21 protein-coding genes are annotated in these 20109 nt (G+C 69.0%); 14 read left to right on the top strand and 7 right to left on the bottom strand.

Features of this window, described 5'->3' with window-relative positions; genetic code table 11:
- The first annotated feature begins 10 nt into the window (after positions 1–10).
- The 3 genes from U8D42_RS20775 to U8D42_RS20765 all read left to right on the top strand — a co-directional run bounded on the left by U8D42_RS20775 (position 11) and on the right by U8D42_RS20765 (position 3468).
- Positions 11–943 (top strand): class I SAM-dependent methyltransferase, encoded by a 933-nt coding sequence (locus tag U8D42_RS20775; RefSeq protein ID WP_322858798.1) that lies wholly within the window; start codon positions 11–13, stop codon positions 941–943.
- 185 nt (positions 944–1128) lie between these two features.
- Positions 1129–2556 (top strand): aldehyde dehydrogenase family protein, encoded by a 1428-nt coding sequence (locus tag U8D42_RS20770; RefSeq protein WP_322858389.1) that lies wholly within the window; start codon positions 1129–1131, stop codon positions 2554–2556.
- Positions 2557–2607: 51 nt separating this feature from the next.
- The gene (locus U8D42_RS20765) at positions 2608–3468 is read left to right on the top strand and encodes an SDR family oxidoreductase (RefSeq protein WP_085239466.1); all 861 of its coding nucleotides are present in this window, start codon (positions 2608–2610) and stop codon (positions 3466–3468) included.
- Between the two features lie 29 nt (positions 3469–3497).
- Here the strand turns inward: U8D42_RS20765 and U8D42_RS20760 are convergent, their stop codons facing one another.
- Together U8D42_RS20760 and U8D42_RS20755 are read right to left on the bottom strand one after the other, a co-directional pair.
- Positions 3498–4319, bottom strand: coding sequence for a tyrosine-protein phosphatase (locus U8D42_RS20760; RefSeq protein WP_322858391.1), 822 nt, complete (start codon positions 4317–4319; stop codon positions 3498–3500).
- Entirely contained in the window at positions 4312–5532 is a 1221-nt protein-coding gene (locus U8D42_RS20755; RefSeq protein WP_322858799.1) for an acyl-CoA dehydrogenase family protein, read from the bottom strand. The genes U8D42_RS20760 and U8D42_RS20755 overlap by 8 nt, the downstream gene beginning before the upstream one ends.
- Before the next feature lie 120 nt (positions 5533–5652).
- Here U8D42_RS20755 and U8D42_RS20750 point away from each other — a divergent pair, with 120 nt between their 5' ends.
- The 4 genes from U8D42_RS20750 (at position 5653) to U8D42_RS20735 (ending at position 9204) form a co-directional block, all read left to right on the top strand.
- A complete protein-coding gene (locus U8D42_RS20750; protein WP_322858393.1) occupies positions 5653–6114 on the top strand; it encodes a nuclear transport factor 2 family protein in 462 nt (153 codons plus the stop codon).
- Positions 6115–6345: 231 nt separating this feature from the next.
- The gene (locus tag U8D42_RS20745; RefSeq protein ID WP_085239469.1) at positions 6346–7440 is read left to right on the top strand and encodes a Re/Si-specific NAD(P)(+) transhydrogenase subunit alpha; all 1095 of its coding nucleotides are present in this window, start codon (positions 6346–6348) and stop codon (positions 7438–7440) included.
- Positions 7441–7450: 10 nt separating this feature from the next.
- A complete protein-coding gene (locus U8D42_RS20740) occupies positions 7451–7780 on the top strand; it encodes an NAD(P) transhydrogenase subunit alpha (RefSeq protein ID WP_085239470.1) in 330 nt (109 codons plus the stop codon).
- Positions 7777–9204, top strand: a complete 1428-nt coding sequence (locus U8D42_RS20735; protein ID WP_085239471.1) for an NAD(P)(+) transhydrogenase (Re/Si-specific) subunit beta — start codon at positions 7777–7779, stop codon at positions 9202–9204. Before U8D42_RS20740 ends, U8D42_RS20735 begins: the two co-directional genes overlap by 4 nt.
- Positions 9205–9214: 10 nt before the next feature.
- On the opposite strand, the gene U8D42_RS20730 is transcribed toward U8D42_RS20735, so the two are convergent.
- The gene (locus U8D42_RS20730) at positions 9215–9340 is read right to left on the bottom strand and encodes a hypothetical protein (protein WP_090419821.1); all 126 of its coding nucleotides are present in this window, start codon (positions 9338–9340) and stop codon (positions 9215–9217) included.
- 163 nt (positions 9341–9503) lie between these two features.
- Between U8D42_RS20730 and U8D42_RS20725 the strand changes: the two genes are divergently transcribed.
- Positions 9504–10127, top strand: a complete 624-nt coding sequence (locus U8D42_RS20725) for a TetR/AcrR family transcriptional regulator (protein WP_067919179.1) — start codon at positions 9504–9506, stop codon at positions 10125–10127.
- A 168-nt stretch (positions 10128–10295) separates the two neighbouring features.
- On the opposite strand, the gene U8D42_RS20720 is transcribed toward U8D42_RS20725, so the two are convergent.
- Positions 10296–11192, bottom strand: coding sequence for an alpha/beta hydrolase (locus tag U8D42_RS20720; protein WP_085239472.1), 897 nt, complete (start codon positions 11190–11192; stop codon positions 10296–10298).
- A gap of 108 nt (positions 11193–11300) precedes the next feature.
- On the opposite strand from U8D42_RS20720, the gene U8D42_RS20715 reads away from it, so the two are divergent.
- Genes U8D42_RS20715 through U8D42_RS20705 form a run of 3 tightly spaced genes read left to right on the top strand, consistent with a single transcriptional unit; the run spans position 11301 to position 14520 of the window.
- Positions 11301–12401 carry an NAD(P)H-dependent amine dehydrogenase family protein gene (locus tag U8D42_RS20715; protein WP_322858395.1) on the top strand — a complete coding sequence of 367 codons (1101 nt, stop codon included), beginning with the start codon at positions 11301–11303 and terminating at the stop codon, positions 12399–12401.
- A 17-nt stretch (positions 12402–12418) separates the two neighbouring features.
- On the top strand, positions 12419–13159 hold the full coding sequence (locus tag U8D42_RS20710; protein ID WP_322858396.1) for a glucose 1-dehydrogenase: 741 nt from the start codon (positions 12419–12421) through the stop codon (positions 13157–13159).
- A 32-nt stretch (positions 13160–13191) separates the two neighbouring features.
- Complete coding sequence (locus U8D42_RS20705; protein WP_322858800.1) at positions 13192–14520, top strand: FAD-binding oxidoreductase; 1329 nt, start codon at positions 13192–13194, stop codon at positions 14518–14520.
- Positions 14521–14592: 72 nt separating this feature from the next.
- Here U8D42_RS20705 and U8D42_RS20700 read toward each other — a convergent pair whose 3' ends face one another.
- From U8D42_RS20700 to U8D42_RS20690, 3 genes are read right to left on the bottom strand one after another with little or no spacing between them, the layout of a single operon-like run.
- On the bottom strand, positions 14593–15129 hold the full coding sequence (locus U8D42_RS20700; RefSeq protein ID WP_322858397.1) for a TetR/AcrR family transcriptional regulator: 537 nt from the start codon (positions 15127–15129) through the stop codon (positions 14593–14595).
- A 28-nt stretch (positions 15130–15157) separates the two neighbouring features.
- Positions 15158–15994 (bottom strand): thioesterase family protein, encoded by an 837-nt coding sequence (locus tag U8D42_RS20695; protein WP_322858398.1) that lies wholly within the window; start codon positions 15992–15994, stop codon positions 15158–15160.
- Between the two features lie 14 nt (positions 15995–16008).
- Positions 16009–16830: an SMP-30/gluconolactonase/LRE family protein gene (locus U8D42_RS20690; protein ID WP_322858399.1), complete on the bottom strand. Its 822-nt coding sequence runs from the start codon at positions 16828–16830 to the stop codon at positions 16009–16011.
- A 183-nt stretch (positions 16831–17013) separates the two neighbouring features.
- Between U8D42_RS20690 and U8D42_RS20685 the strand changes: the two genes are divergently transcribed.
- Genes U8D42_RS20685 through U8D42_RS20675 form a run of 3 tightly spaced genes read left to right on the top strand, consistent with a single transcriptional unit; the run spans position 17014 to position 20009 of the window.
- Positions 17014–17898, top strand: a complete 885-nt coding sequence (locus tag U8D42_RS20685; protein WP_322858801.1) for an acyl-CoA thioesterase — start codon at positions 17014–17016, stop codon at positions 17896–17898.
- Between the two features lie 15 nt (positions 17899–17913).
- On the top strand, positions 17914–18834 hold the full coding sequence (locus U8D42_RS20680) for an LLM class F420-dependent oxidoreductase (RefSeq protein ID WP_322858400.1): 921 nt from the start codon (positions 17914–17916) through the stop codon (positions 18832–18834).
- The gene (locus tag U8D42_RS20675; RefSeq protein WP_322858401.1) at positions 18834–20009 is read left to right on the top strand and encodes an acyl-CoA dehydrogenase family protein; all 1176 of its coding nucleotides are present in this window, start codon (positions 18834–18836) and stop codon (positions 20007–20009) included. Before U8D42_RS20680 ends, U8D42_RS20675 begins: the two co-directional genes overlap by 1 nt.
- Positions 20010–20109 lie beyond the last annotated feature (100 nt).

The following is a 20109-nucleotide window of genomic DNA, read 5'->3' as shown; positions in this document are numbered from 1 at the left end:
GATGAGCTCACTGCGCACCCACGACGACACCTGGGACATCAAAACCAGTGTCGGCAGCACGGCGGTCATGGTCGCCGCCGCCCGGGCCGTCGAAACCGAGCGGCCCGACGCCCTGATCCGCGACCCCTACGCGAAACTCCTGGTCACCAACGCCGGCGCCGGGGTCTTGTGGGAGCACATGCTCGATCCCGACGTGGCGGCCAAGATCGAAGCCCTCGACGCCGACTCCGCGGCGCAGCTCGAGCACATGCGCGGCTACCAGGCGGTGCGCACCCACTTCTTCGACACCTACTTCACAGACGCCGTCGCCGCCGGGATCCGGCAGGTGGTGATCCTGGCGTCGGGCCTCGATTCGCGCGCGTACCGCCTCGAATGGCCCGCCGGCACCGTGGTGTACGAGATCGACCAGCCCCAGGTGCTGGAATACAAGTCCACGACCTTGGCGGAAAACGGCGTGACGCCGTCCACCGACCGGCGCGCGGTGGCCATCGACCTGCGGCAGGACTGGCCGGCCGCGCTGCGCGAGGCGGGCTTCGACCCGACGGCGCGCACCGCGTGGCTGGCCGAGGGCCTGCTGATGTACCTGCCGGCCGAGGCGCAGGACCGGCTGTTCACCCAGATCGGTGAGCTGAGCCCGGCGGGAAGCCGCGTCTCGGCGGAAACCGCGCCCGCGCACGCCGACGAGCGCCGGCAGCAGATGCGCGAGCGATTCCGGAAGGTCGCCGACGAGCTCGGCATCGAAGAGACCGTCGACGTCGGGGAGCTGATGTACCGCGACGAGCACCGGGCCGACGTCACGGAGTGGCTGAACGACCACGGCTGGCGCGCGCAGGCGCAGCGCTCGACCGACGAGATGCGCCGGCTGGGCCGCTGGGTCGAGAACGTCGCGCAGGCCGACGACGACGACGCCTTCTCCGACTTCGTCATCGCCGAGCGGCTGTAATTCCCCGCTGGCCGGGCGAGTCTCGCGGCATCGCCGCCAGCGCCGCCAACGGCGGTCGCGGCGGTCGGCCAGATCCTTTCTACTGCTCTCCCAACCGGATGGTTAGGATCGCCGTTATCACCCACGCGCGCTCCTGCGACGAGTAGCGGGCGCCTCCGGGATGACCGAAGCAGGGAAGGACAACGATGACCACCGAATCGGTTACACCCACGACATCCGCCACCAATGGAGCGCCGAGCCCCCAGCCGGCGAACATCCCGGCGACGGTGCAGCGGCTGCGCAAGACCTTCGCCACCGGTCGCACCCGCGACATCGAGTGGCGCAAACGGCAGCTGCTGCAGATGGCCAAGCTGATGGAAGAGAACGAGGCGGCCATCGCGGACGCCCTCGCCCAGGATCTGGACCGCAGCCCGTTCGAGGCGTTCATCGCCGACGTCGCGACCACCGCCGGCGAGGCGAAGTATGCGGCCAAGCGGGTGCGCAGATGGACGCGCCGCCGCTACCAGCTGCTCGAGATGCCGCAGCTGCCCGGTCGCGGCTGGATCGAGTACGAGCCGTACGGCACGGTGCTGATCATCGGCGCGTGGAACTACCCGTTCTACCTGACGCTGGGTCCGGCGGTCGGCGCGATCGCCGCGGGCAACGCCGTCATCCTCAAGCCCTCTGAGATCGCCGCGGCGTCGGCGCACCTGATGGCCGAGCTGGTGCCCAAATACCTCGACAGCGACGCGATCGCCGTGGTGGAGGGCGACGGTTCGGTCAGCCAGGAGCTCATCGCGCAGGGCCTGGACCGCGTGCTGTTCACCGGCGGCACCGAGATCGGCCGCAAGGTCTACGAAGGCGCCGCGCCCCACCTGACGCCGTGCACGCTGGAGCTCGGCGGCAAGAGCCCGGTGATCGTGGCGGCCGACGCCGACGTGGACGTCGCGGCCAAGCGGATCGCCTGGATGAAGCTGCTGAACGCCGGCCAGACCTGCGTCGCCCCCGACTACGTGTTGGCGGACGCCAAGATTCGCGACGACCTGGTGAACAAGATCGGCGCGGCCATCACCAAGTTCACCTCGGACAAGCCCAACGGCATGCGCATCGTCAACCAGCGTCAGTTCGACCGGATCAGCGGCTACCTCGCCGGGGGCGACGGCAAGGTCATCGTCGGCGGCAAGTGCGACCCGGCGAGCCTGCGCATCCAGCCCGCCGTCGTGGTCGACCCCGACCCGGACGGGCCTTTGATGCAGAACGAGATCTTCGGACCGGTGCTGCCGGTGATCACGGTCCAATCCCTGGACGACGCAATACGATTCGTCAACTCGCGGCCCAAGCCGTTGTCGGCCTACCTGTTCACCAAGACGCGCGAGACCCGCGAGCGGGTGATCAAGGAGGTGCCGGCCGGCGGCATGCTGGTCAATCACCTGGCCTTCCAGGTGTCGACGGCCAAGCTGCCGTTCGGCGGCGTCGGCGCATCGGGGATGGGCGCCTACCACGGGCGCTACGGTTTCGAGGAGTTCAGCCACCGCAAGTCGGTGTTGACCAAGCCGACCCGCCCCGACCTGTCCAGCTTCATCTACCCGCCGTACACGGCGCGGGCCTTCAAGATGGCCCGCAGAATGTTCTGAGTGCTCGAAATCGCTTACTAGGACCTACTTTTCACCGTAGAGAGGAATCCGATGCCCGGAGTGCAGGATCGCGTCATCGTCGTCACCGGAGCCGGCGGCGGCCTGGGCCGTGAGTACGCCCTGACCCTCGCCCGCGAGGGCGCCAGCGTCGTCGTGAACGACCTGGGCGGCGCCCGCGACGGCACCGGCGCCGGCCACAACATGGCCGACCACGTCGTCAACGAGATCAAGGACGCGGGCGGCCGTGCCGTCGCCAACTACGACAGCGTCGCCGAACCCGAGGGCGCGGCCAACATCATCAAGACGGCGCTCGACGAGTTCGGCGCCGTGCACGGCGTGGTGAGCAACGCGGGGATCCTGCGCGACGGCACCTTCCACAAGATGACGTTCGAGAACTGGGACGCCGTGCTCAAGGTGCACCTGTACGGCGGCTACAACGTGCTGCGGGCCGCGTGGCCGCATTTCCGCGAGCAGAGCTACGGCCGGGTCGTCGTCGCCACCTCCACCAGCGGCCTGTTCGGAAACTTCGGGCAGACCAACTACGGCGCGGCCAAGCTCGGCCTGGTGGGCATGATCAACACGCTGGCGCAGGAGGGGGCGAAGTACAACATCCACGCCAACGCCGTCGCGCCGATCGCGGCCACCCGGATGACCGAGGACATCCTGCCCAAGGAAGTGCTCGAGAAGCTGACGCCCGAGTACGTCGCGCCGGTGGTGGCCTACCTGTGCACCGAGGAAAACGCCAACAACGCCTCGGTTTTCGTCGTCGGCGGCGGGAAGGTGCAGCGGGTGGCGCTGTTCCAGAACGAGGGCGCCAACTTCGACAAGCCGCCGTCAGTGCAGGACGTCGCCGCGCACTGGGCCGAGATCGACGATCTCTCCGCGGCCAAGCAGGCCAACTTCAAGCTGTAGCGGTCTGGGCCGGGGCCGCGTGGAGCGAGTCAGGCGAGCAGCGCCTGGCGTAGTCGATCCACGTCGGCCTCGGTGATGCCCGCATCGCCCAGATAGGCGTCCAGCGAACCGAATTCGTCGTCGATCGTCTGCCACGCCGCGGCCAGGTACTCCGGCCGGACCCCGAGCACACCGTCGGACAGCCGCGCCTCGGTGAAGGTCATCACCTCCGGGGTGAGCTCGGCCTCCGAGCGCTGCTGGATCATCTCCGAGATCCGGACCCGCAGCTCCGACACCACGTCATTGCTGCGCAGGTAGTCCGCGACGATGGTGTCGCGATCGATGCCGACGGTCTCCAGCACCGTCGCCACCACGAACCCGGTGCGGTCCTTGCCCGCGAAGCAGTGCGTGAGGACGGGGCGCCCGGCGGCCAGCAGCGTGACGACGCGGTGCACCGCGCGCTGGGCGCCGTTGCGGGTGGGGAACTGGCGATACTCGTCGACCATGTAGCGGGCGGCGGTGTCGTTGATGGACTCGTCGGGTTCGCCGTTGGTCATCAGCTGCCGGAACGCGTGCTCGTGCGGGGCCTCGTCGGTGTCGTCGGCCTCGTCGCCGAGGTCCGGGAACGGCAGCAGGTGGACGTCGACGCCCTCGGGCACCCGGCCGGGCCCGCGACGGGCGACTTCCCGGGCGGCGCGCAGATCGGCGACGTCGGTGATGCCCAGCTCCCGCAGCGTCGCCCGGCCGTGGTCGTCGAGGCGGCTCAGCTCGCTGGACCGGAACAGCCGGCCCGGCCGCAGCGCGCCCACGCCGTCGGCGACATCGCGAAAGTTCCACGCGCCGGGCAACTCCCGCAGCGCTGCCCTACCCATGCGCGGTGACCGCCGCGGCCAGCGGAGACTTCTCCGCGCCGAGTTCGGCGCGCGCGATGGTCCGCATGTGCACCTCGTCGGGGCCGTCGAACAGGCGCATGGCCCGGTGCCAGCCGTATGACCGGGCCAGCACCGTGTCCTCGCTGACGCCGGCGGCGCCGTGCACCTGGATGGCGCGGTCGATCACGTTGCAGGCCACCTGTGGCGCGACCGCCTTGATCTGCGAGACCAACGTGTGGGCGGCCTTGTTGCCGTGCTGGTCGATGGTCCACGCCGCCTTGTGGCACAGCAGCCGCGCCTGGTCGATCTCGTTGCGCGACTTGGCGATCGCCTCGCGCACCACGCCCTGCTCGGCCAGCGGGCGGCCGAACGCCACCCGGTTCTGTACCCGGTCGACCATGAGGGCCAGGGCCCGCTCGGCGCCGCCGAGCGCGCGCATGCAGTGGTGGATGCGGCCCGGGCCGAGCCGGGCCTGGGCGATCGCGAAACCGCCGCCTTCCTCACCGAGCAGATTCGTCACCGGCACCCGGACGTTGTCGTAGATGATCTCGCAGTGCCCGGGCTGATCCTGGTAGCCGAAGACCGTGGTGGAGCGGACCACCGTCACGCCGGGGGTGTCGATCGGCACCAGCACCATCGACTGCTGCTGGTGGCTGGCCGCCTCCGGGTTGGTGCGGCCCATGACGATCAGGATCTTGCAGCGCGGGTCCGACGCCCCGGAGGTCCACCACTTGCGGCCGTTGATGACGTAGTCGCCACCGTCGCGCACGATGGAGGTCTCGATGTTGCGGGCGTCGCTGCTGGCGACCGCCGGCTCGGTCATCGAGAAGGCGCTGCGGATCTCGCCGGCCAGCAACGGCTCCAGCCACTGCTTGCGCTGCTCCTCGGTGGCGAACAGGTGCAGCGTCTCCATGTTGCCGGTGTCGGGCGCCGCGCAGTTGAGCGCCTCGGGCGCGATCTCCAGGCTCCAGCCGCTGATCTCGGCCAGCGGCGCGTACTCGAGGTTGGTCAGGCCCGACTCGGCCGGCAGGAACAGGTTCCACAGGCCGCTCTCTTTGGCCTTGGTCTTCAGTTCCTCGATGATCGGTGGGACGGTGTGGTCGTTAGGGCCGACCTGCTCCCGGTACTTGTCGTACTCGGCCTCGGCCGGGAAGACGTACTCGGTCATGAAGTCGGTCAATCGCTGGTGGTAATCGTTGGCTTTGGCCGACATCGCGAAGTCCATGCCGTCACGATAGGACACGTGTCTTTCGGGGCCACGAGCAGACGCAAAGTCACCTGCCGGCGTGCGGATTAGTGCGATTTTGTGTCTGCTCGCGGTAGACATGTCGCCATGACCGAATCCCGTCCGCCGTTCCCGCCGTTCACCCTGGAGATGGCCCTGCAGAAGGTGCAGGCCGCCGAGGACGCGTGGAACACCTGCGACCCGCACCGCGTCAGCCTCGCGTACACGCCCGACTCGCAGTGGCGGAACAGGGGCGACCACGTGGTCGGGCGCGAGAAGATCGTGGCCTTCCTGACCCGCAAGTGGCAGCGCGAACTCGACTACGCGCTGCGGAAAAGCCTGTGGGATTTCCACGACAACCGCATCGCCGTGCGGTTTCAGTACGAGTGCCACGACGCCGGCGGCCAGTGGTACCGCAGCTACGGCAACGAGTTGTGGGAGTTCGCCCCGTCGGGCTTGATGGCGCGCCGCGAGGCCAGCATCAACGACGTGCGGATCGACGAGTCCGAGCGGCGCTATTTCGGGCCCCGCCCGCCCGCGGAGCGAGGGCAGGACATCCCCCTCTGGTAGCGGGCGGGCCACAACCTGTTCGTGTGACTCCACAACTCGATGCCCGCTACTGCGCACGCCGCGGGTAGCGAACCATCGAGGGAGTCGATCGGCCGCGTCGGGGGTATCCCGCCCCGGCCGATCGCACGTCCGGGGCTCAATCCGGCAGGCGTTAAGGTAGCGAAGCGTGCGGCCGGCCGGCGGCAGCACATCAAAACGGCAGGAAAGTGCGGGAAAGCAGATGTACGCGCCATGACAGATGCTCAGACGACGGTAGGGGTGGTCGCCGAGTCCGGGGCCGATGAACGGCGGGTCGCGCTGGTGCCCAAGGCGGTGGCGTCGCTGATCGGCAGCGGCGTCGCGGTGGTGGTCGAGCCCGGTGCCGGCGAACGGGCGTTGCTTCCCGACGCCCTCTACACGGAGGCCGGGGCCAGCATCGGGGACGCGTGGTCCGCTGACGTCGTCGTGAAGGTGGCGCCCCCGACCAAAGAAGAGGTCGCCAGGTTGCGCCGCGGCCAGACGCTGATCGGCTTCTTGGCGCCCCGCAATGCCGACAACTCGATCGGCGCGCTCACCGCGGCCGGCGTGCAGGCGTTCGCGCTCGAGGCCATCCCGCGGATCTCGCGGGCGCAGGTCATGGACGCGCTGTCGTCGCAGGGCAACGTCGCCGGCTACAAGGCCGTGCTGCTCGCCGCCTCGGAGTCGACCCGGTTCTTCCCCATGCTGACGACCGCGGCGGGGACGGTGAAGCCGGCCAGCGTGCTCGTGCTCGGTGTCGGTGTGGCCGGGCTGCAGGCGCTGGCCACGGCCAAGCGCCTCGGCGCGCGGACTACGGGCTACGACGTCCGTCCCGAGGTGGCCGACCAGGTTCGTTCGGTCGGGTCGCAGTGGCTGGACCTGGGCATCGACGCGGCCGGCGAGGGCGGGTACGCCCGTGAGCTCACCGACGAGGAACGCGCGCAGCAGCAGAAGGCCCTGGAAGCAGCGATCGCCGGGTTCGACGTGGTCATCACGACGGCGCTGGTGCCGGGGCGGCCCGCGCCGCGGCTGGTGACCGCCGCCGCGGTGGAGTCGATGAAGCCCGGCAGCGTGGTGGTGGACATGGCCGGGGAGACCGGGGGCAACTGCGAGCTCACCGAGCCGGGGAAGACCGTGGTCAAGCACGGGGTCACCATCGCCTCGCCGCTGAACCTGCCGGCGACGATGCCCGAGCACGCCAGCGAGCTCTACAGCAAGAACATCACCGCGCTGCTGGAGCTGTTGATCACCGACGGCAAGCTCGCCCCCGACTTCGACGACGAGGTCGTCGCGGCGGCGTGCGTCACCCGGACGCCCGCGGCCGGTTAGAGAGGACTACATGTACGACGAGCTATTGGCCAACCTGGCGATCCTGGTGCTGTCCGGGTTCGTCGGCTTCGCAGTCATATCCAAAGTGCCCAACACGCTGCACACGCCGCTGATGTCGGGGACCAACGCCATTCACGGCATCGTGGTGCTGGGCGCCCTGGTGGTGTTCGGCGAGGTTGAGCACCCGTCGCTGGCGGTGCAGATCATCCTGTTCGTCGCGGTGGTCTTCGGCACGCTGAACGTCATCGGCGGCTTCATCGTGACCGACCGGATGCTGGGCATGTTCAAAGGCAAGAAGAAAGCCGCGCCCGTGAAGACCGAGAACCTGGCGGCGAAATGAACTACCTCGTCACCGTCCTCTACATCATCTCGTTCGCCCTCTTCATCTACGGCCTGATGGGCCTGACGGGCCCCAAGACCGCGGTGCGCGGGAACCTGATCGCCGCCGTGGGCATGGCCATCGCCGTCGCCGCGACCCTGATCAAGATCCGGCACACCGAATCCTGGGTGCTGATCATCGCCGGCCTGGTCGTGGGTGTGCTGCTGGGCGTTCCGCCCGCCCGGTTGACCAAGATGACCGCCATGCCGCAGCTGGTGGCCTTCTTCAACGGCGTCGGCGGCGGCACCGTCGCGCTCATCGCCCTGGCGGAATTCATGGAAACCAAGGGCTTTTCGGCCTTCCAGCATGGCGAGTCGCCGACCGTGCACATCGTGGTGGCGTCGTTGTTCGCCGCCATCATCGGCTCGATCTCGTTCTGGGGATCGATCATCGCGTTCGGCAAGCTGCAGGAGATCATCTCCGGGGCGCCGATCGGCTTCGGCAAGGCCCAGCAGCCGATCAACCTGCTGCTGCTGGTCGCCGCGGTGGCGGCCGCCGTGGTCATCGGGCTGCATGCCCACCCCGGCACCGGCGGGGTGTCGCTGTGGTGGATGGTCGGCCTGCTGGCTGCGGCCGGCGTGCTCGGCCTGATGGTGGTGCTGCCGATCGGCGGTGCCGACATGCCGGTGGTCATCTCGCTGCTGAACGCGATGACCGGCCTGTCGGCCGCGGCGGCCGGGCTGGCGCTCAACAACACCGCGATGATCGTCGCCGGCATGATCGTCGGCGCATCCGGCTCGATCCTGACCAACCTGATGGCCAAGGCGATGAACCGCTCCATCCCGGCGATCGTCGCCGGTGGCTTCGGCGGTGGGGGCGTGGCCCCGGGCGCCGGCGGAGACGGCGGCGACAAACACGTCAAGTCGACCTCGGCCGCCGACGCCGCCATCCAGATGGCCTACGCCAACCAGGTGATCGTGGTTCCGGGCTACGGCCTGGCCGTCGCGCAGGCCCAGCACGCCGTCAAGGACATGGCCAGCCTGCTCGAGGAGAAGGGCGTGCCGGTGAAGTACGCGATCCACCCGGTCGCGGGCCGGATGCCCGGCCACATGAACGTGCTGCTGGCCGAGGCCGAGGTGGACTATGACGCCATGAAGGACATGGACGACATCAACGACGAGTTCGCCCGCACCGACGTCGCGATCGTCATCGGCGCCAACGACGTCACCAACCCCGCGGCCCGCAACGAACAGTCCAGCCCGATCTACGGCATGCCCATCCTCAACGTGGACAAGGCCAAGTCGGTGATCGTGCTCAAGCGGTCGATGAACTCCGGGTTCGCGGGCATCGACAACCCGCTGTTCTACGCGGAGGGGACGACGATGTTGTTCGGGGACGCCAAGAAGTCGGTGACCGAGGTCGCCGAGGAATTGAAGGCCCTGTAGGGCCGACAGGCTAGACGGGCGGGTAGGCGGGCGGCGGGTAGCCGTTGCCGTCGACCACCCCGCGCAGGCCCCACGGGACGTAGCGGAAGAAGAACTCGATCTCGTCGCTAGCGTCGTAGTCCGGATTCGGATCCATGGGGCCACCCCTCCAGTCGCGACTTGAGCTTCCACGGCGAGTCTAGTCCCATCCTCGTCGGGGCGACACCGGGCGTTTGCCTAAACTGTCCAACCAGTTGATTGATAATTGGCCTTGCCCGGTCGCCCGGCAACCGGCCGGGCGATGACGATAGCGAGTACCGATGGCATCCGAGAACGGACGAACGCGCCGCGAGGAGTTGCTGGCTGTGGCCACCAAGCTGTTCGCCGCACGCGGTTATCACGGCACCCGGATGGACGACGTCGCCGACGTGATCGGGCTGAACAAGGCGACGGTGTACCACTACTACGCCAGCAAGTCCCTCATCCTCTACGACATCTACCAGCAGGCCGCGGAGCGCACCCTGGCCGCCGTCCACGACGACCCCTCGATGACGGCGCGCGAGGCGCTCTACCAGTACACCGTGCGTCTGCTCGACCAGATCGCCGCCAACCCCGAGGGCGCCGCGGTGTATTTCCAGGAGCAGCCCTACATCACCGAGTGGTTCACCGAAGAGCAGGTCGCCGCGGTCCGGGAGAAGGAAACCCAGGTCTACGAGCACGTGCACGGGCTCATCGACCGGGGGATCGCCAGCGGCGAGTTCTACCAGTGCGACTCCCACGTCCTGGCGCTCGGATACATCGGCATGACTCTCGGCGCCTACCGGTGGCTGCGGCCGAGCGGGCGCCGCAGCGCCAAGGAGATCGCCGCCGAATTCAGCACCGCGCTGCTGCGCGGCCTGATCCGCGACGAAGCGATCCGCACGAGCTCCCCGCTCGGCCCGTAGTCCCGATCGGGGCGACCCGCTTCGCCCGGCTGCGCCGCGCTCGCGATCGCCCCTGGTCCCGATCGGGGCGACCCGCTTCGCCCGGCTGCGCCGCACTCGCGATCGCCCCTGGTCCCGATCGGGGCGACCCGCTTCGCCCGGCTGCGCCGCGCTCGCGATCGCCCCGGGCTAGCCCGCGGCTTTCAGGTGCTTGTCGAGGAAGGCGAGCTGGTCGGCCACCACGCGTTCGAACGCCTCGTCGACGTAGATGTCGAAATGACCCTCGGGGTACAGCTTGACCTCACCGCGCGGGGCCTTGGCCGCATAGCGCAGCGTCGCCGCCGCGGGCGCCACCGAGTCGGCCTCGCACACGCAGAACAGGATCGGGCAGGGGACCTTCGCGGTGTCGCGGCCGGGACGGTAGGCCATGATCGTCAACGCAATGCGGGCCGCCACCTCGTTGGTCAGCTCCTCACCCTCGGGCACGAGCCTGAGGTAGCCGGGGTAGGCGTCGGGTGTGCTCATCAAGGCGACGTCTCCCGGTCGTCCGACCGTCGGCACCATGACCGGCGGCTTGCGCAGCCGGGCGGCCAGCAGGTCACGTGCCGCCAGCAGGCCGACCCGCGCGAAGACCAACGGGTTGCTGATCGTGCGCGCCGACGCGATGCCGTCGGTGAAGGGGCACTGGGCGACCACGGCGGCGATGCCCGGCAGCCGGGCGGCCGTGGCGATCACGTGGCCGCCGGCAAACGAGGTGCCCCACAACGCGATTCGATCGGGATCGATGCCCGGCAGAGTCCGCGCGTAGGTGACTGCCGCGGCCCAGTCGGCGAGCTGCATGCCGATGTCGAGCACCTGGCGGGGCCGGCCCTCGCTGTCACCGAAATTGCGGTAGTCGAACACCAGGCAGGCGTAACCGGCGGCGCTGAACCGTTCGGCGTAGGCATCCAGCCGCATGCTTCGCACCCCGCCCAGCCCGTGGGCCATCACCAGCAGGGGCGCGGGTCTGCCGCCCGCCGGCCGGTAGAGCCAGGCGCTGATCAGATCGCCATCGGACGGGAATCGGACGTCTTCGCGTTGTGTCATCACCGAGTCATTCTGCCCGGGCGATCACGACCAGTCCGCCGGTATGCCACCAAGACTTAATGGACTACTGTCTAGAAACGTTTGAGCGCTCAACGAACGGAGACTCTCATGGCGATCCGCGTCGCGCACGTCGGTACCGGAAACGTCGGGAGGTTGGCCCTCACCGAGCTGATCACCAACCCGCAGTTCGAGCTGACGGGCGTGTGCGTGTCCACCCCGGAGAAGGTGGGCAAGGACGCCGGCGACCTGTGCGGCGCCGGCCTCGATCCCGGCGTCGTCACCGGCGTCGCGGCCGTGGGAGACCTGGATGCCCTGTTGGCCACCAAACCGGAGTGCGTCGTCTACTGCGCCATGGGCGACACCCGGCTGCCCGAGGCGATGGCCGACGTCATGCGCATCCTGGCCGCCGGCATCAACGTCGTCGGGTCCTCGCCGGGATTGCTGCAGTACCCGTGGGGGGTCATGCCCGACAAGTACATCGACCGCGTCGAAGACGCTGCCCGGCAAGGCAATTCGAGCATCTTCATCACCGGCGTGGACCCCGGGTTCATCAACGACCTCATCCCGTTCGCGCTGGCGGGCACCTGCCAGAGCATCCAGCAGGTGCGCTGCATGGAGATCGCCGATTACGCCACCTACGACGGCGCGGAGGTCATGCACTACATGGGATTCGGCCGGCCGCTCGACGAGGTGCCGATGCTGCTGCAGCCGGGCATCCTCGGCATCGCCTGGGGGACGGCGATCCGTCAGCTGGCGGCGGGCCTGGGCATCGACATCGACGAGATCACCGAGTCCTACCAGCGCGAACCCGCGCCGGAAGACTTCGACATCGCGGTCGGGCACGTCGCCAAGGGCACCATGGCCGCACTGCAATTCGAAATCCGGGGCATGTCCAACGGGCGGCCGGCCATCGTCATCGAGCACATCACCCGGCTGCGGCCCGACCTGCGACCGGACTGGGCCCAGCCGGCCGCCGGCGGCGGCTCCTACCGCGTCGAGATCACCGGCGAGCCCTCCTACGCCGTGGACATCGTTCCCAGCAGCCGCAAGGGCGATCACAACCACGCCGCGATCGTGGGTGCCGCCGGGCGCATCGTCAACGCGATTCCCGCGGTGATCGCCGCGCCGCCCGGCATCCGGACCACGCTCGACCTGCCGTTGGTGACGGGCAAGGGCCTCTACGCACCTAAAGACTTGGTAGCTCAGTAACACCGAAAGGACACTCAATGGGACGGGTTGACGGCAAGGTAGCGATCATCAGTGGCGGCGCCGGCGGCATGGGCGCCGAAGACGCGCGCCTGCTGGTCGCGGAGGGCGCCAAGGTCGTGATCGGTGACATCCTGGACGACCAGGGCAAGGCGCTGGCCGAGGAGATCGGCGACTCCGCGCGCTACGTACACCTCGACGTCACCCAGCTCGACCAGTGGGAGGCTGCGGTCGCCACCGCCATCGGCGAATTCGGCAAGCTCAACGTGGTGGTCAACAACGCCGGAACCGTCGCACTCGGACAGCTGAAAAAATTTGATATGGCTAAGTGGCAGAAGGTGATTGACGTCAATCTCACCGGCACCTTCCTGGGTATGCGGGTGGCCGTCGACCCGATGACCGAGGCCGGCGGTGGCTCCATCATCAACGTGTCGTCCATCGAGGGACTACGCGGCGCGCCCTTGGTGCACCCCTACGTCGCGTCCAAGTGGGGCGTGCGCGGCCTGACCAAATCGGCGGCACTTGAGTTGGCGCCCTTGAACATCCGGGTCAATTCGATCCACCCCGGCTTCATCCGCACCCCGATGACCAAGCACCTGCCCGAAGACATGGTCACCATCCCGCTGGGCCGCCCGGGCAGTGTGCGCGAGGTCGCGACGTTCGTCGTGTTCCTGGCCAGCGACGAGTCGTCCTACGCCACCGGCAGCGAGTTCATCATGGACGGCGGCCTGGTGACCGACGTGAACCACAAAGACTTCTAGGTGCTATAACCGCGTTTGTGTCTCTTGCCGGCTTGACCCAGATCGTCGGGTCCGGCCACGTCGTCACCGATCCCGACGTGCTCGCGGGCCGCAGCGTCGACCACACCGGCCGCTATCGCGGCAAGGCCAGTGCGTTGGTGCGGCCGGGGTCGGCCTTGGAGGTCGCCGAGGTGCTGCGGGTGTGCCGGGATGCCGGGGCGCACGTGACGGTGCAGGGCGGCCGGACCTCTCTGGTGGCGGGCACCGTGCCCGAGCACGACGACGTGCTGCTGTCCACCGAGCGGCTGCACGCCGTCGATGATGTCGACACCCTCGAACGCCGCGTCCGCGCCGGTGCCGGCGCCACGCTGGCCGCGGTGCAACGCGCCGCGGGTGCCGCCGGCCTGGTGTTCGGCGTGGACCTGGCCGCGCGGGACACTGCGACGGTCGGTGGCATGGCCTCGACGAACGCCGGCGGCCTGCGCACCGTCCGGTACGGCAACATGGGCGAACAGGTCGTCGGCTTGGAGGTGGCGCTGCCCGACGGGTCGCTGCTGCGCCGGCACAGCCGGGTGCGCAGCGACAACACCGGCTACGACCTGTCGGCGCTGTTCGTCGGCGCCGAGGGCACCCTGGGTGTCATCACCGCGCTCGAACTGCGACTGCACTCCGTTCCCGCGCGGAGGGTGACCGCGCTGTGCGGGTTCGCCGAACTCGACGCTCTGGTGGACGCGGGGCGGACGTTCCGGGATGCGGACGGCATCGCCGCCCTGGAGTTGATCGACGGCCGGGCCGCCGCGCTGACCGGCGAGCACCTCGGGGTGGGCGCACCGGTCACCGGCGACTGGCTGTTACTGGTGGAGCTGGCCGCCGATCACGACCAGACCGACCGGCTAGCCGACCTGCTCGACGGCGCGCACATGTGCTCCGAACCCGCCGTCGGCGTGGATGTTGGTGCGCAACAACGGTTGTGGCAGGTTCGCGAGGCGCTCGCCGACGTGCTCGGCGTCTACGGGCCGCCGCTGAAGTTCGACGTCTCCCTGCCGCTGGCGTCCGTCGACGGATTCGCCGGGGCGGCAGCCGAATTGATCGGTTCGCGCGCCCCGGAGGCGGTGCCCGTGCTGTTCGGCCACATCGGGGAGGGCAACCTGCACCTCAACGTGTTGCGCTGCCCGGCCGACCGGGAGCGTGCGCTGTACGAGCCGATGATGGAGCTGATCGCGGCGTGCGGTGGCAACGTCAGCTCCGAACACGGCGTCGGCACGCGCAAGCGGCGTTACCTGGGCATGTCCCGGGAGCCCGCGGACATCGCGGCGATGCGCACGATCAAGGCCGCGCTCGACCCGACCGGCTACCTCAACGCGGCGGTGCTGTTCGAGTAGCAGCGTCGCGAGACTGCAACTACCGACGGGGTTACTTGTGAAACGCGTCGCTCACAGCAGTCTCGCGGAGTCTCAACTGCCCTTGATTCCGACCGCGTGCCGCAGCTGCGCCAGGAACTGGTCCGCGTCGTCGCTTCGGACGATGTAGTGCGAGATGGCGATCCGGATCACCGTCGCCGCCTTCACCGCGGCGTTGGGCCCGGGCAGGTGCCGTTGCAATCCCTCTCGCATCTGCGGGATCACCCACGAGAACTCGGCGATGGTGTGCTCGGGCTCGACGTCGACCATGCGCACGCCGGAGTACGAATGCTGGTATTCGACGATGAACCTCAACACCGCGTCCAGCTTGTCGACCCCCTTCAGGCCCGCCGTCGCCCGAACCAGTCCGCTTTCGAAGATCTGCCGCTCGTAGTTCGAAAAGGCCGACAGCAACTCCTCTTTGGAGGCGAACCAGCGGTACAGCGTCGGGCGTGACACCCCGGCCTGGGCGGCGACGTCGGACAGGCTGAGCTTGGTCTTGCCGTTGCGGCCGAGCACCTCGGCGGTCGCGTCGAGAATGCGCTGACGCGTCGAGGTGTCGGGGTCCACGGTCTGGGCCGGGCGGCTCATAAGTGCAACTCTACGAAGTCGTTCACCGTTATTTCGCCTCCCGGCCAGACTTGCCCGGACGCGGGCGCACCAGCACCGACTGCTGGATGGCGCCGACCGCGCCCTGCTCGTCGAACAACGTGCCGATCGTGGCGCCGACGCCGTCCGGGCCGTAGCTGGTCTCGGCGCGAATGCCGATCCAGTCACCGTCGGGAACCCGGAACACATGCACGGCCAGGTCGGTGTTGAGAAACGTCCACCGGGTGATGTCCAGCTTGCTGCCGATGCCGTTGGCGCAGTCGGCCACCGCGAACAGGCGCTCCAGCGGGGTCATGCTCTCCCCGGTGACAAGGTCCACGGTCGGATTGATCCACGATTCGCCGGGGCCCTCGCTCAGCGGCTCGGTCAACCACAGCCAGTCCAGGCTGTGCACGTAGTTGCGGTCCCACTCCCGCGCCTTGAGGTTGCGGTTGCGCGCCTCGCTGCGTGGCCCGGGCATCGGGGCCCCGGCGTGGGCCAGCGTCCGCGTGTCCAGCGTCTGCAACCGCCATCCGCTCGCGCGCGCCACCGGCCGGGGCTGGCCATCGGGGCCGGGCGCCAGCATCTCGGCGCCGACCAGTTCGATCTGCTTCCCGCCGCGCTGCACCTGCGCGTTGACCCACAGATCACCCTCGGCGGGCACCCCGCCCAGCAGGTCGATGACGACGCGGGACAGGCGGGTGTCCTCGCGCCGCTGGCAGCGCTCCAGCGCCCGCACCAGCAGCGCCGACACCGGACCGCCGTGCTGGATCGACGCCGACCAGGTGCCGCGCGCCAGGTCGGTGGCCCGGAACTTCTCTCCCAACGGATCGGCGCCGTCGATGAGCTCGTAATAGGAGTCCGACATCGTCAACCTCTTCCTCAGGGCAGGCCGGCGCCGGGGGTGGTCACCGTCACGGCATCCAGCCGCGAGAGGCGGGTGCCGACCAGGCGCTGAGGGTACGCCTCCGTGCTGGACAGCAGGAACAGCGTCCGGCGCTCGGGGCCGCCGAGCGCGCAGGCGATGGCGACGCGGTCGCCCATGTCGATGCGGTCGGTCACGGCGCCGCCCTCGACGATCCGCTCGAATTGGCGGGCCAGCGTCATCGACGCCCACACCGCGCCGTCCGCGTCGAGCGCGATGCCGTCGGGCGGCCCGTCCAGGCCGTCGGCGAACGTGCGGCGGTCGGCCAGCCCACCGTCGGCGCCGATGGTGAACGCGGTCAGCCGCCGGCCGACCGACTCGGCGACGATCAGGGTGTGGCGGTCGGGCGTGATCACCATCCCGTTGGGAAAGTCGAGGTCTTCGGCGACGACGGTGGCGGTGTCGTCGCCGGGATCCAACCGGATGATCGCGCCGCCGCTACGCGCCTGGCATCCGATGTAGGCGCGGCCGGCGTCGTCGATGACCATGTCGCCGAGGTCCGCCGGCGCCAGGCCGCCGAGATCGGCGATGGTGTCGACGGTTTCACCGTCGTAACGCAGCACGGTGCGGTCTTCGGCCGAGACGATCAGCAGCGATCCGTCGGGGCGGAAACCCAGGCCTGAGGGGGAGTGCCCGGGCAGCGGCAACGTGGTCAGGGACCCGCCCATGGTGGAGGTGTGCACCGCCTCGCCCAGCATGTCGGAGAACCACAGCAGGCCCTCGAACCAGCGTGGCCCCTCGCCGAAGCAGAAGCCGTTGGCCAGCGGCTCGGGAATCATGCGCCGGTGCCTTCCACCCCAGCTCCCGCTTTACAAAACACCGCCAAAGTGTCAGGCACCGCGGGTGCCGGTGTCAATCGCGCAACCGGCGGACCGGTGTTGTTAGCCAAGCTTTACAAATCCTACGCCAAGTGTCACGCTGAGCCGAGAGCTGCTGGCGCGAGAGGCGGAGCGAAATTGACCATGGCTTCCGAGGAATCTGAGCAGACCGAGTGGACGGTGCAGGGCCTGCTTGATCTGTTCGACGTGCGGCCCGACGGGCAAGACCGGTACACCGGGGACACCGGGATCGCCGTCGGCGACGAACGGCAGGTAGTGGAGGGCACGCAGGTGCTCGCCCAGGCGATTGTCGCGGTGGCCAAACGATTCCCGGACAAGTCGGTGCGCTCGGCGCACGCGGTCTTCTCCCGCGCCGTCACCGTCGGCCCGCCGATCGAACTCGTCCTCGACGTCGTCGCGGAGGGCCGGTCCACCGCCACCGCGGTCGTCGCCGTGCACCAGAACGGTCGGCGGTGCCTGAGCATCACGGTGCTCGCCGACGTGCCGACCGGCGACGTCATCCGCCACCACCTGCCGCGCCCGGACGTGGCCCCGCCCGCCGACGCCATCCACTCGCCGATGCCGATGGTCGGCCGGGAGCTTCGCCTGGTCGACGTCGTCGACGTCAACAGCCCCGACGAGGTCGGGCCGCCGGAGCTGTACGCGTGGCTGCACTACGACCCGATCCCGGAACGGGACGACCTGGCCAAGGCCCTGCTGGCGTACTTCACCGGGCATCTGGGGATCTCCACCACCATGCGCGCGCATCCGGGCATCGGCACCGCACAGGCGCACCTGACCGTGTCGACCGCACCCATGAGCATCTCGGTGGCGTTCCACGAACCGGTGCGCTGGGCCGGGTGGCTGCTCTACACCCACGAGAGCACCCAGGTCGGCGCGGGAATGTCCTACGTGCGCGGCACGGTGCACTCCGAGGAGGGCGAGCTGCTGTGCTCGTTCGCCCAGGAGGCGCTGATCCGGCCGCTGCGCACCACCGACACGGCCATCGATTCGCGCGCACGGTTCTAGCGGCTGGTCGCCTTCATGCGCTTCACCATCACCCACCCGATGCACAGCCATCCGTACAACACCGAGCTGGTGAGCGGTGACGGCATCGGGAAAGTGGCCGCGGCCACCGAGGCGGCCGGCATCCACGGGTTCGGCTTCACCGACCACCCCGCCCCGTCGCAGCGGTGGCTGGAGGCCGGTGGCCATGACGCGTTGGACCCCTTCGTCGCACTGGGTTTCGCGGCGGCGACGACGAGCACGCTGCGACTGATCCCCAACATCGTGGTGCTGCCGTACCGGAACCCGTTCGTGGTGGCCAAGTCCGGTGCCACACTGGACCTGCTCTCCGGCGGCCGGTTCACGCTCGCGGTGGGTGTGGGCTACCTCAAACGGGAGTTCGCCGCGCTGGGGGTCAGCTACGACGAACGGGCCGAGCTGTTCGAGGAAGCCCTACAGGTGATCCGGGCGGTATGGACGGGCGACGACATCACCTACGAGGGACGGCATTTCACCGCGCGGGGGATCACCGCACACCCCCGCCCCCTGAGCGACCCGCATCCACCGATCTGGATCGGCGGCAACACGTCGTCGGCGCGCCAGCGGGTGGCGCAATACGGTGACGGCTGGTGCCCGTTTCCCGCCCCGCCGCAGCTGGCGCAGACGGCCGGCACGGCGGTGATCGACTCGGTGGCGCGCCTCACCGAGGGTATCGACGATCTGCGGCGCCGGTGCGACGCCGCGGGCCGGGACTGGTCGGCGATCGACGTCACCTTCACCAACTTCGAGGGCGGCAGCCCCGCCAGTGACGAATTCAACGCCGACGCCTACCTCGACGGCCTGGAGAAGCTGGCGAAGGTGGGCGTGACGTGGGTGAGCCTTCACCTCCCCGGCGACAGCATGGCGCACGCGCTGGAGACACTCGACCGGTTCCGGACCCTCGTGATCGACGCGGCCTGATGGACTTCTCCCACGTCGACCTCTCGCCCGAGGACCAGGCCTTCCGCGACGAGACGCGGGCGTTCATCGCGAAGCACGTCACCGACGAGGTGCTGCACCGGCAGCTGCAGTTCGGTGAAAACTTCGACGAGGGCGTGCATTTGGCGCTGGGCGAGGCCGGCTACCTGGCAGCGGACTGGAAGCTGGAGTCCGAGGGCGGGTTCAGCCCGGTTCGGCGCCGCATCTTCCAACTCGAGATCGCCCGGGCCCACACACCCTGGTATCACTGGGGCACCACGTCCGTCGTCGCCCGCCTGGTGCGGCAATTCGGGGCGCCGGAGCTCGCCGACCGCGTCCTGCCGGGCGTGCTCTCCGGCGAGATCCGGCTGTGCCTGGGCTACACCGAGCCCGAGGGCGGGTCGGACGTCGCCACCTGCAAGACCCGCGCCGTGCGCGACGGTGACGGCTGGATCATCAATGGCTCCAAGATGTTTACGTCCAACGCGCAGAACGCCCGTTACGTCTTCCTGCTCACCAACACCGACCCGCGAGGCCCGAAACACCGGAACCTGACCATGTTCCTGGTGCCACTGGACTCGCCGGGCATCGAGATCCAAGGCATCCGCACCCTGGACGGCGACCGCACGAACATCGTCTACTACAGCGACGTCCGGGTCGACGACCTGTACCGCATCGGCGAGGTCAACGGTGGCTGGACCGTGATGCGTGCGGCGTTGGACTCCGAGCACGGCGTCGTGGAGCCGGAAGATCATGGCCTGCAATACATTGCCGCGATGGCCGCCCACGGCGACATCATGGCGGAAGTGGTCGACGCAGTCGCGGCCGCCGTCGCTCGACCGGGGCCGGACGGGCGGCGGCCGATCGACGACGATTCGGTGAAATATCGGCTCGGGCGCGACGTTGCCCGGATGGAGGCGGCGCTGTCCACGCCCGGGATGTTCGGCCGGGTCGCGGTCGCGCAGACGATGCGTGACGTCACCCCGGACCTGATGGACATGCTGGGGAGCGCGTCGGCGTTGCCCACCGAAACTCCCGGCTCCGCGACCGACGGTGCGGCGGAACACCTTTACCGGCTGGCGCTGCCGCTGGGCATCTACGGCGGCACGCTGGAAGTGTTCCGCAACATGATCGCACAGCACGGGCTCAAGCTGGGGCGCCCCAGCTACGGTGGCTGACTTCGGCTCGACACAAACGGCTTCCGCGATACGTTCTCACCGGGTACCGGTCGCAGTGAGGTGGGCCCGGCAGGGGGTCTCGTGGCCTGGGTTCGTTCAT

The organism is Mycobacterium europaeum, assembly GCF_034555895.2.
Lineage (GTDB): Bacteria > Actinomycetota > Actinomycetes > Mycobacteriales > Mycobacteriaceae > Mycobacterium > Mycobacterium europaeum.
The sequence above is the reverse complement of the archived record's forward strand: the minus strand, read 5'-3'. Positions and strand labels throughout refer to the sequence as shown.

What these genes read in the sequence shown, in the direction of transcription:
- U8D42_RS20685 (WP_322858801.1), top strand. Translation starts at nt 17,014, where the DNA reads ATGGCTTCCGAGGAATCTGAGCAGACCGAGTGGACGGTGCAGGGCCTG.
- U8D42_RS20750 (WP_322858393.1), top strand. Translation starts at nt 5,653, where the DNA reads ATGACCGAATCCCGTCCGCCGTTCCCGCCGTTCACCCTGGAGATGGCC.
- U8D42_RS20690 (WP_322858399.1), bottom strand. Translation starts at nt 16,830, where the DNA reads ATGATTCCCGAGCCGCTGGCCAACGGCTTCTGCTTCGGCGAGGGGCCA.
- U8D42_RS20695 (WP_322858398.1), bottom strand. Translation starts at nt 15,994, where the DNA reads ATGTCGGACTCCTATTACGAGCTCATCGACGGCGCCGATCCGTTGGGA.
- U8D42_RS20730 (WP_090419821.1), bottom strand. Translation starts at nt 9,340, where the DNA reads ATGGATCCGAATCCGGACTACGACGCTAGCGACGAGATCGAGTTCTTC.
- U8D42_RS20700 (WP_322858397.1), bottom strand. Translation starts at nt 15,129, where the DNA reads ATGAGCCGCCCGGCCCAGACCGTGGACCCCGACACCTCGACGCGTCAG.
- U8D42_RS20770 (WP_322858389.1), top strand. Translation starts at nt 1,129, where the DNA reads ATGACCACCGAATCGGTTACACCCACGACATCCGCCACCAATGGAGCG.
- U8D42_RS20675 (WP_322858401.1), top strand. Translation starts at nt 18,834, where the DNA reads ATGGACTTCTCCCACGTCGACCTCTCGCCCGAGGACCAGGCCTTCCGC.
- U8D42_RS20720 (WP_085239472.1), bottom strand. Translation starts at nt 11,192, where the DNA reads ATGACACAACGCGAAGACGTCCGATTCCCGTCCGATGGCGATCTGATC.
- U8D42_RS20710 (WP_322858396.1), top strand. Translation starts at nt 12,419, where the DNA reads ATGGGACGGGTTGACGGCAAGGTAGCGATCATCAGTGGCGGCGCCGGC.
- U8D42_RS20735 (WP_085239471.1), top strand. Translation starts at nt 7,777, where the DNA reads ATGAACTACCTCGTCACCGTCCTCTACATCATCTCGTTCGCCCTCTTC.
- U8D42_RS20680 (WP_322858400.1), top strand. Translation starts at nt 17,914, where the DNA reads ATGCGCTTCACCATCACCCACCCGATGCACAGCCATCCGTACAACACC.
- U8D42_RS20765 (WP_085239466.1), top strand. Translation starts at nt 2,608, where the DNA reads ATGCCCGGAGTGCAGGATCGCGTCATCGTCGTCACCGGAGCCGGCGGC.
- U8D42_RS20745 (WP_085239469.1), top strand. Translation starts at nt 6,346, where the DNA reads ATGACAGATGCTCAGACGACGGTAGGGGTGGTCGCCGAGTCCGGGGCC.
- U8D42_RS20725 (WP_067919179.1), top strand. Translation starts at nt 9,504, where the DNA reads ATGGCATCCGAGAACGGACGAACGCGCCGCGAGGAGTTGCTGGCTGTG.
- U8D42_RS20740 (WP_085239470.1), top strand. Translation starts at nt 7,451, where the DNA reads ATGTACGACGAGCTATTGGCCAACCTGGCGATCCTGGTGCTGTCCGGG.
- U8D42_RS20755 (WP_322858799.1), bottom strand. Translation starts at nt 5,532, where the DNA reads ATGTCGGCCAAAGCCAACGATTACCACCAGCGATTGACCGACTTCATG.
- U8D42_RS20715 (WP_322858395.1), top strand. Translation starts at nt 11,301, where the DNA reads ATGGCGATCCGCGTCGCGCACGTCGGTACCGGAAACGTCGGGAGGTTG.
- U8D42_RS20760 (WP_322858391.1), bottom strand. Translation starts at nt 4,319, where the DNA reads ATGGGTAGGGCAGCGCTGCGGGAGTTGCCCGGCGCGTGGAACTTTCGC.